The sequence below is a fragment of the Microcoleus sp. Pol12B4 genome (genome assembly GCF_036701385.1).
Taxonomy (GTDB): domain Bacteria; phylum Cyanobacteriota; class Cyanobacteriia; order Cyanobacteriales; family Microcoleaceae; genus Microcoleus.
The window spans coordinates 18,743-28,167 of the sequence record NZ_JAUBQR010000071.1; the positions used below are offsets into that span (position 1 = coordinate 18,743).

At 46.8% G+C, this 9,425-nt stretch carries 5 protein-coding genes; 3 read left to right on the top strand and 2 right to left on the bottom strand.

Annotated features, from left to right (window positions below; all coding sequences use genetic code 11):
• Positions 1–136 precede the first annotated feature (136 nt).
• A complete protein-coding gene (locus QUA38_RS12310) occupies positions 137–1,711 on the bottom strand; it encodes a nucleoside transporter C-terminal domain-containing protein (protein WP_333162107.1) in 1,575 nt (524 codons plus the stop codon).
• A 220-nt stretch (positions 1,712–1,931) separates the two neighbouring features.
• Here QUA38_RS12310 and QUA38_RS12315 point away from each other — a divergent pair, with 220 nt between their 5' ends.
• Positions 1,932–2,222 carry a hypothetical protein gene (locus QUA38_RS12315; protein WP_333162108.1) on the top strand — a complete coding sequence of 97 codons (291 nt, stop codon included), beginning with the start codon at positions 1,932–1,934 and terminating at the stop codon, positions 2,220–2,222.
• Positions 2,223–2,330: 108 nt separating this feature from the next.
• Here the strand turns inward: QUA38_RS12315 and QUA38_RS12320 are convergent, their stop codons facing one another.
• Positions 2,331–2,525: a hypothetical protein gene (locus QUA38_RS12320; RefSeq protein WP_333162110.1), complete on the bottom strand. Its 195-nt coding sequence runs from the start codon at positions 2,523–2,525 to the stop codon at positions 2,331–2,333.
• A 406-nt stretch (positions 2,526–2,931) separates the two neighbouring features.
• Here QUA38_RS12320 and QUA38_RS12325 point away from each other — a divergent pair, with 406 nt between their 5' ends.
• Positions 2,932–7,797, top strand: coding sequence for a CHAT domain-containing protein (locus QUA38_RS12325; protein WP_333162112.1), 4,866 nt, complete (start codon positions 2,932–2,934; stop codon positions 7,795–7,797).
• Between the two features lie 662 nt (positions 7,798–8,459).
• A partial coding sequence (locus QUA38_RS12330) for a serine/threonine-protein kinase (protein ID WP_333162114.1) occupies positions 8,460–9,425 on the top strand: 966 nt, incomplete at its 3' end.

The following is a 9,425-nucleotide window of genomic DNA, read 5'->3' on the forward strand; positions in this document are numbered from 1 at the left end:
CCCCCACCCAATAGCTGATGCGATCGAAATCAAAGGTGATATAGCTTATTAGTTGTGTGGGGACGGGTTTCTGTAAATTTTTGAAGGTAGTTCAATATTGTTTGTAAAACGCGCCCCTACAAGTCAATAGAAGATATTAAGGGTTTTTCTTGGAGGCGGAAGAAGGAGATTCTTGAGTTGTGGGATCTGCTTTTTCGGTATTGGGCGACGGCTTCGGACTAACAATTGCTGGGGCAACTGACGGCTTTGAATTCGCGGTTGGGGACGCCGATGATTTTGGAGATCCAGGGGCTGTTAACGGGGCAGCAGGGGCTGTCTTAGCGCCTAAAATACTGGCATCTCCGGTGTCGAAGGTTCCCGCAATACAAGCGATCATCATTGTTGCTAAGGTGCCGACAAATAATGCTTTCCAACCGAGTTCGGAAATGTCTTTGCGGCGGGATGGAATTAGGGCGATCGTGCCGCCGACAAATATGCCGACGGAGGCTAAGTGGGCAAAGCCGGAAAGCGCGTAACTAACAATTAAAACTGTACGATTGCTCACCAGTCCTTTTGCCGATGCTTCTGCTAAACTTTGATAGGGCGGAATGGCTGTTTCTAATAGCCTGCGACCGATGATTACTGATGCTTGCCAAGAGTCGTCAATGGAAACTCCTGTTAATAGCGTCAGGGGATAAAATAAAAATCCCATAATGTTGGCTAAGGTGACAACTTTGAAAAAGCCACCAATTGGGCCGGGCAAAATGGCCAGCCAACCAAAGAATTGATTGATTAAGGAAACTAAGCCTAAAATTAAAATCAAAACAGCGGCGATCGCCACTGCCATTTTTACCCCGTCTAATGCACCAATTATCGCTGCATCGAGAGGGCTGACTCGTTCGATGGGTTCTCCCCCAACAGTCTCTTGTTTGAATTCTTCGCCGTCCATGTCGGAAATTTCTTCGCCCACAAACTCGCGCCCTTTAGGCTTCCGTTCTTCCTTGGGAATGCCACCCATTGTCAGGGGGACGCCTGTTTCGGGTACTAAGATTTTGGAGAGAACAAAACAAGCGGGAATGGCGATAATTGAAGCGGAAACTAAGTGTCCTAAAATATTGGGAAAAACTGGCTTGAGAAAACTGACGTAAATTGCTAAAGTTGAAGAAGCTGCAGTTCCAAAACAGCAAGAGAGGATTGCACAAAGTTCGGAACGAGTCATTTTTGGCAAATAAGGTTTGACGACAATTGCCGCTTCAATTCCTACGAAAATATTGGCTGCACCGCTGAGGGCTTCCGCGCCGCTCAACCGCATTGTCATATAAAAGATTTTGGCAAAAACTTCGGTAATAATTTGAATCACGCCGATGTTGTATAGCAAGGCCATGAGGCCAGAAAAAAATATGACGGTCGGTAAAGCTCGAAAGGCAAAAATATATCCTAAATTAACTGCCGGATCTTTACCCGGTATCGGTACAACATTGCTCCCGAATACAAATCTCGCTCCAGCGTCAGCAGCGGTGAATACTCCATCGAGTAAGCCAGTAAACCACTCTAGGGCGATGCGAGTTGGGGGGAACAGGAATACTAAAAATCCTAAGACTAATTGCAGTCCAATGCCCCAGATGATGACGCGCCAGGGAATATACTTGGACTGTCGGTTTTCTGAAAAAATCCAGGCGATCGCACATAAGCCAAAAATGCCCAGAAACGAGATAAGATTGTAGATAGACATGAGCCTAGTCCTTGAAATAGTTGAGAATGCCGATCGAAGGTTTGCACCACATCAGTTATACTATTCATCTGACGGCAAATACTAAAAAAAATAACGGGCAGATGAATTACGCACTCAACAGCGTACTTATGTCATTGCTTAGGTCATTCCGAAGTCTGCGGATCTTTAGCAACCCTTGATTTGCCGTAATTACCAGCAGTTTAGATAGAAACTCTCACACATGGAAGCTTTTGCTCCACATCCTCCTGAATGGACTGCGACGGCGGTTCACGCTAATGAGTTTTGCTGTCCCAAGTGCGGTGCTAGCTGCACTGATGCGGCTGAGGTCTGGATTAATCGCCGATCGCCAGTATACACCGAGTTCAACCGCCGCAAGTGGCAAGAATTTTACCGCTGCCAGTGCGGGGACGTGTGGTGGGCTTGGAGTAACGATAGACCTCCTTCTGAACTTGTGCGTCGCGATGAGAACTCGGATGAGGGCCCGGATGACAGCCGGGATGATGATTTTTAGAACCGTGACAGAATTTTCGCTTTTCGCTTTGCGATTTTTTTATTTAAAATTAGGGTAAGGTGCGCCAACGCGCACCCTACATTTAGATATGTTAGCGCCAGTTATCAACTAATTCATCACGTCAAGTATTCCCTTGACTACGCCTTCCATGACTCTTTCAATTAAGCTCAATTCATTTTCGCCGATCGACTCATTTAAGAGCATTGACTGAATTCGCTGTCTGTCATTGCGAGTTAGTTCGCCTGACGAAAATATCTGCTCAACTATTTGTTCAGTTAGAAATGGGAAAGCTGGAGTTTGCATGGTTGATCTCTAAAAGCATCAGTATTTTGTTTTTAACTTTATTAGAGGAGCCAGTTATTGTGTGGGTTTTTACTTTCCCACCCCATCCGTGCTCTAATCCTAGGACTCTGGGGGGATTTTGTCAATACACTTGTTACAGATCAATACAAAATTTGCCTTAAATTTCCGACATTCTGGCAAGGGGTGGTTTTGGAGTGCGATCGACCCCCGGCGGTGGCGGTGTTTAATCGACTTTTTTAAGTTTATTGGCACTTTTGCGGAACATTACAGCTCAAAAAAAATCAAAACGAGAAGAGATTAAATTTGCTAATGGAGAATTGGCTTTTCTGAATTCCCTCTTCCTTCCGGCTAATGACTAAGAACTAATGACTAATGACTAATGACTAATGACTAATAGCTTCCTCCAATGACCTATTTTCGTTCTGCTCTAATTTTGACATTAGGTTTTGGGCTGCTACCGCTAGCAGTGCGATCACAACCTGTCGTTCCCGCTACTGACGGCACGAATACTGTTGTTAAGTCGGAGCAAAATCGCACAGACATTAGCGGCGGACAACTGTCTGGAAACGGGGGAAATCTGTTTCACAGCTTCAGCCAATTTAATCTCAGCGAAGGTCAAATAGCTAATTTTCTAACTAATCCAAGTATTCAAAATATTTTAGGGCGGATTTCCGGCGACAATGTTTCCATAATTAACGGTCTGATTTCTGTAACCGGTGGCAACTCGAATTTATTCTTAATGAATCCGGCGGGAATTGTCTTCGGTCAAAATGCTAGATTAAACGTGCCGGGATCGTTTTTGGCGACAACTGCTACAGGTATTGGTTTCGGCGATCGCTGGTTTAATTCTAGCGGAATTAATGATTACAAAGCTTTACTGGGAAATCCTAATCAACTTAATTTTAATAACTTACAAGTTGGTACAATTGTCAATGCGGGAAACTTAGCAGTGGGCACCGGACAAAGTTTAAGTTTGGTCGGTGGCACAGTTATTAATACAGGCAAATTATCCGCTCCAAACGGTCAAATTACTGTGGCTGCTGTTCCGGGAGAAAATGCAGTCCGTATCAGTCAAACCGGCAATTTGTTGAGTTTAGAAATTACTCCGTCTTTGCAATCGGAAAAAGATGCGATCGCCCCGGTTTCTTTGCCTCAGTTGCTGACGGGCCCCGGCGTAGCGTCAGCCACAGGTTTAACGACTAACGCACAAGGTCAATTGGTACTGACTGGCGGCCAAACAGTGGGGATAAATGGGGGAAGTGCGATCGTCTCCGGTTCTGTAAATGTATTTGCTCCTTCTGGGAATGCTGGCGGCACAGTTAATATTTTAGGGGAAAAAGTCGGACTGTTCGGCGCAAATATCGATGCTTCCGGGACGAACGGCGGAGGTACTGTGCGCGTCGGAGGCGGTTTCCGGGGAATGGAACCAGTTCCGAACGCACTGGTAACTTATGTTAGTCCTGATTCTACGATCGCAGCCAACGCGATCGACCGCGGTAATGCCGGCACTGCGGTAATTTGGTCAGACAATACAACTCGCTTCTTCGGCAAGATTAGTGCTCGCGGGGGCATCGCCGCAGGTAACGGCGGAAGAGTAGAAGTTTCCGGCAAAAATGCTTTAACTTTCCAAGGAGAGGTCGATACCCGCGCAACTAACGGTGCGATCGGCAATTTGTTGCTAGATCCGGCAAATATTACGATCGTCAGCGGTAACGGCGACAGCAGCGCGCTATCAACCGGTGGCGGACTCGAAGTGGCACCAGAACCTAATGAAACATCGATCTCAGAAGTGCAGTTGGAACAGATGGCTGCCGGCAGCAACGTGGTTTTAGAAACCCCCGGCTACATCACCCTCCAAGACTTGCCCGATAACAAACTTTCGCTGCAAGCGAGAACGGGAGACACCGTAACATTTAGATCGGGTGGAGTGTTTGTTGTCAATGACCCCAACGATTTAATCGCGACTCAAGGTGGCAACATCAACTTTTTCGCCAGCAGCATCTCTCTGGGCGGACTCAATGCTAACGGCGGCAATATTGCTATCACTGCTAACGGCATTGACTTCAGAGGCGGCAGCAATTCTGTCAGCAGTGCGGGGGGAACAATTCGCTTGCAGCCGAACGATAGCCGAGCAATTCGGATCGGTGGCACCGGCGATGTTTTGGGGCTTTTAGACTTGACTGCAACGGATCTCGGCGCTTTGGCGGGGGGTTTTAGTTCGATCGCGATCGGGCGCGAAAACGGTAGCAGCTCGTCGATCGCGATCGTCGCACCCATTACCTTCAATAGCCCGCTGACACTTCAAGGCAGCTCGATCGCGATCGACAATCCCCTGATCACAACCGGCAGCGCTAGCTTGACTCTCGACGCGCCCAAAACTGATCTCAACGCCAACATTGCGACATCCGGCGGCGATCTCACTTTTACAGGAAACGCATCCCTCAATGCTGACGTGGCTTTGAGCACGGAAGTTACCGGCAACATTCTGTTCTCCGGTAGCGTAGACGGAGCTCGCGCCCTGAGACTAGACTCTCAGCGAGTGCTGTTCGGCGCTACCGTCGGTCAAGCTGCACCGCTGGCGAGTTTGACTGTCAACGCCGGTAGTACCAAGGTTTCGAGCAATATTGCGACATCTGGCGACATGAATTTCAATAGTAACGTCACAGTCGATCGCACCGCCACCCTAGCCGCCACTACCGGCAATATCGCTTTTGCCAATACCCTCGACAGCACGCCGGGCCGGGCTAATAATTTGACGCTGCGCGCTGGCGGCAACATTACTTTTGAGGGCCTAGTCGGTCAAACTCAGAGGTTGGGCCTGCTCTCGGCTGACGCTGCTAGCGTGACGGCTGCTTCCACAATTACAGCGCGCAGTTTGAGCGTTAACGCGCGAGATTCTGTTACCTTCGGGGGGGACAGCGCGGCTGCTTTGGGAGCCGATATCAAGGCAGCAAATGTCCTCTTAGAGGGTAATTTAAGGACGGATGGCGGCAGCGTGAACCTGCAAGGAAGCGGCGAGGTTCGGACTGGTAATATTACCTCGAACGGTGGGAGGATTCGGGTTGAGGGAAACACTGTTTCAGCGGGTGCGATCGACTCTTCATCGGCAACGGGAACAGGAGGCGCGATCGATCTCCAAAGCAATGCCGGTCCTTTAACTGCGGGAGCTTTGAACGCTTCCGGGGCGATCGGCGGAAATATTACCGTCACCTCTTCATCGGGCATTTCGGCTCTCGATCTCAACTCCAGCAGCACTTCAAACGGCAACGGCGGGGGCGTTTCCCTGAGCGCGACTGATAACATTCAGTTGGGCTTTATCAACGCTCAAGGCGGCACTGGTGGTACTGGTGGTAGCGTTGATGTGACAACCCTCGGTTTGTTTCGCTCGAACAATGTTTTCAACGATATAGCGGGCAATTTTTCCAGTATTTCTACTGCCGGAGGTGCAGCAGCGGGGAGGATCGCAATTCGCCACGGAGGCGCTATCGATCGACCGTTTGTAGTTGGCGGCGCGATCGACAATGGAACCCTGGGAAGCATTAATGCTGGCGCGGGAAACGCCATTTTGCCCACTTTTTCTTTTGGACAAACTTACACCCAAGGAAGTTTACCAAATCAGATTTCCCTAATTACACTGGGCGCGCCCTCTACTCCTCCACCAACCCCCGAACCAACCCCCGAACCAACCCCCGAACCAATTGCCCCACCAATTGCGGTACCGCCTGTAGTACCAGTAGTCCCCATAAATCCCGATCCTGCGCTGTCACTTCCTGCATCTGTGCAAGTAGAATTGCGATCGCAAAGTCCAGACAAAACTTCCCAAATTAGCCCGGATATTTTTCTTCCTTATCGGAGATTCGATTCGGTCGAGTCGGGAGTTTTAGCATTTGAGAAAACCTTTACTCGCGAATACGAAAAATATCTGGACTTGCCCGCAAGAAGACCCATTAGTAATATGTCGGTGATTTACGAAAATCTTCGCAAAAACGAAGAAATTACCGGAATTAAATCGGCAATTATTTATATGAATTGGGTCAGCCGAGCGGATGCAGGCGCCGCCAAAGAAAATGATTCTGTAGTGGTGGCCAGTCAGGATTTATATAATCTATTGCCTGTGAGAACCAACCTCGCATCCCATCCCCCTCATCCCTTAGAACATAAGTTGACCCAGAGGTTGCAGCCGGATGGCAAAGAAGTTTCCGATGTTCCTAACGGGGAGTATTTAGAATTAGTGTTAGTAACAGCTAACGCTGAACCGAGGCGCGTTTTAATTCCAGCGACAACACGGTGGCAGGTGTTGCAACTAGCTGACGTATTTCAAAGCGAAATAACTAATCCACGCAAAAGAAGCAGCATTAGTTATTTGGATACGGCGCAAAAACTTTATCGGTGGTTAATTGCGCCAGTTGCCACAGAATTTGCAGCTTTAAAGATTGACAATTTAATTGTAATTCCGGCAGCAGGTTTGCGGAGCGTGCCGTTTGCGGCCCTTCACGACGGCAAAGGCTTTTTAGTTGAGAAATACAGCATTAGCGTGATGCCGAGTCTGAGTTTAACTGATATCGGCTACGACAATATTGCTGATGATGAAATTTTGGCGATGGGGGCGTCGGTATTTGAAGATAAAGCGCCATTACCGGCGGTACCAGTGGAGTTAGAGTCGATCGCGCCGCCCGATCGCGGAAAATCATTTTTGAATCAAGATTTTACTCTTGGAAATTTGCAAGCTCAGCGGGCAAATCGGCCTTTTGGCATCATTCACTTAGCAACTCACAGCGAATTCCAGCCTGGGGAACCCAAAAATTCTTACATTCAGTTGTGGGATACTAAATTGCGTATCGATCAAATGCGGCAGTTGCGGTGGAATGAACCGCCGGTGAATCTGTTAGTTTTAAGCGCGTGCAGTACCGCTTTGGGCGACGAAGAGGCGGAGTTGGGGTTTGCGGGTTTGGCGGTAGCTAGCGGCGCTAGATCGGCTTTAGCGAGTTTGTGGGAAGTCAGCGATGAGGGGACTTTGGGGCTGATGACTGAGTTTTATCGGCAGTTGCGGGCCCCCAGAGGCGGTGGCAATTTGATGATTAAAGCGGAGGCTTTGCGGCGCGCGCAATTGGAGATGCTGCAGGGGCGCGTGCGGATTCAAGACGGGATGCTGCGAGTCGATGGGCTTTCTATAAGTCTAATTTTGCCTCCGGAAATTGCGGCGCGGGGCGATCGAGTGCTTTTGCATCCTTATTATTGGGCTGCCTTTACAATGATTGGCAATCCTTGGTAATGGAGATGTTGAATGAAGAAGGAAAAAGAGGCGTTGCTGAATCAATGTATCATATCATGTTCGGTCGAGCGACCGCAATTTTTGTAGAGGCTGGTTCAGCAACATTACCTGCCAATAATTGACAATCTCAAAAACCCGCGCCCCGACCAGGATCTTATGGTTAATTGCTCGGACATGATATCAATAGTGCAGGAACGAGAATATCCTGAAATTTTAGGTAAGGTATAGCAATCCTAAATCATTTGTAATTTTTTTACTTTCTCCCCTCTTGATCGGGGAAGGATTGGGGTGGGGTAACAAATTTACTACTCCTGCAAATATTGCTATATAAAGTGATTTGCACTCGCTTTCATTACATGATAATTCCCATATTTATACTCTAATTATGCAGCGCCCAAATCTCCTAGGAAGCTCAACGGCGATCGCACTTCACTCTGTTTTGCCGGATTTTGCAGGAAACTGTGGAGCGATCGCACTCCTGACTGGAATGTTTAGCCGTCTTATTTTTAAGAAATGTTAACAAAAAATAACTTTTATTTTAAACCTTAAGCTTTTCTTAAGTTTCAGGTTATTGTTATGTATTAGAGGATACATCTACTTAATTAATTAACAAGTTCTAAAAAAAAATAATTTAGTATTAATACTGATAAGAGGCTGTAAGAATGATTAACTTACCGGGCTACGACATTATTAACCAAATCCATGAAAGTAATAATTCTTTAGTTTACCGAGGAGTGAGAAAGCAAAACAAGCAACCGGTAATTCTCAAATTTCTCAAACAAGATTATCCGATGCAAGCTTCGTTAGTTAGATACAAGCAGGAATACGAAATTACACACAATCTTAACCTAGAAAGTGTGCCTAAAACCTACAGCTTAGAAAAATACCATAACAGTTTGGCTATCATTTTCGAGGATTGTGGTGGAGACTCATTAAAGCTCTTGTTGGCTTCTCACCAACTTACCTTAGAAGAGTTTTTATTAATAGGTATTAAAATAACCAGGGCTTTAGGTGAAATTCATCGACATAAAATCATTCATAAAGATATCAATCCCAGCAATATTATTATTAACTCAAACACAGGGCGAGTTCAAATTATAGATTTTGGCATCTCTACTGTTTTAAAGCGCGAAAATCCTACCCTGAAAAATCCTAATGTTTTAGAAGGCACTCTTAGCTATATATCGCCGGAACAAACAGGCAGAATGAACCGAGCAATAGACTACCGCACTGATTTTTACTCATTAGGAGTCACTTTTTACGAACTCCTAACGGGGCAATTGCCATGGGATTACAGCGATGCAATGGAATTAATCCACTGTCACATTGCTAAACAAGCAGTACCGCCCCATCAAATCAATCTAGAAATTCCTAAAGCTGTTTCTGAGATTGTGATGAAGCTATTATCGAAAACCGCTGAAGCCAGATATCAAAGCCCTTGGGGCATTATCGCTGACTTAGAAGAATGCCTAGAACAATTAAAAACTACGGGAGGAATTGCAGATTTTGCGATCGCCCAAAAAGATATTACAGATAAGTTTCAAATCCCTCAAAAACTCTACGGCAGAGAAAATGAAGTTGAAACCTTATTAGCAGCCTTTGAGCGAGTCAGCAGAGGCAGCACAGAA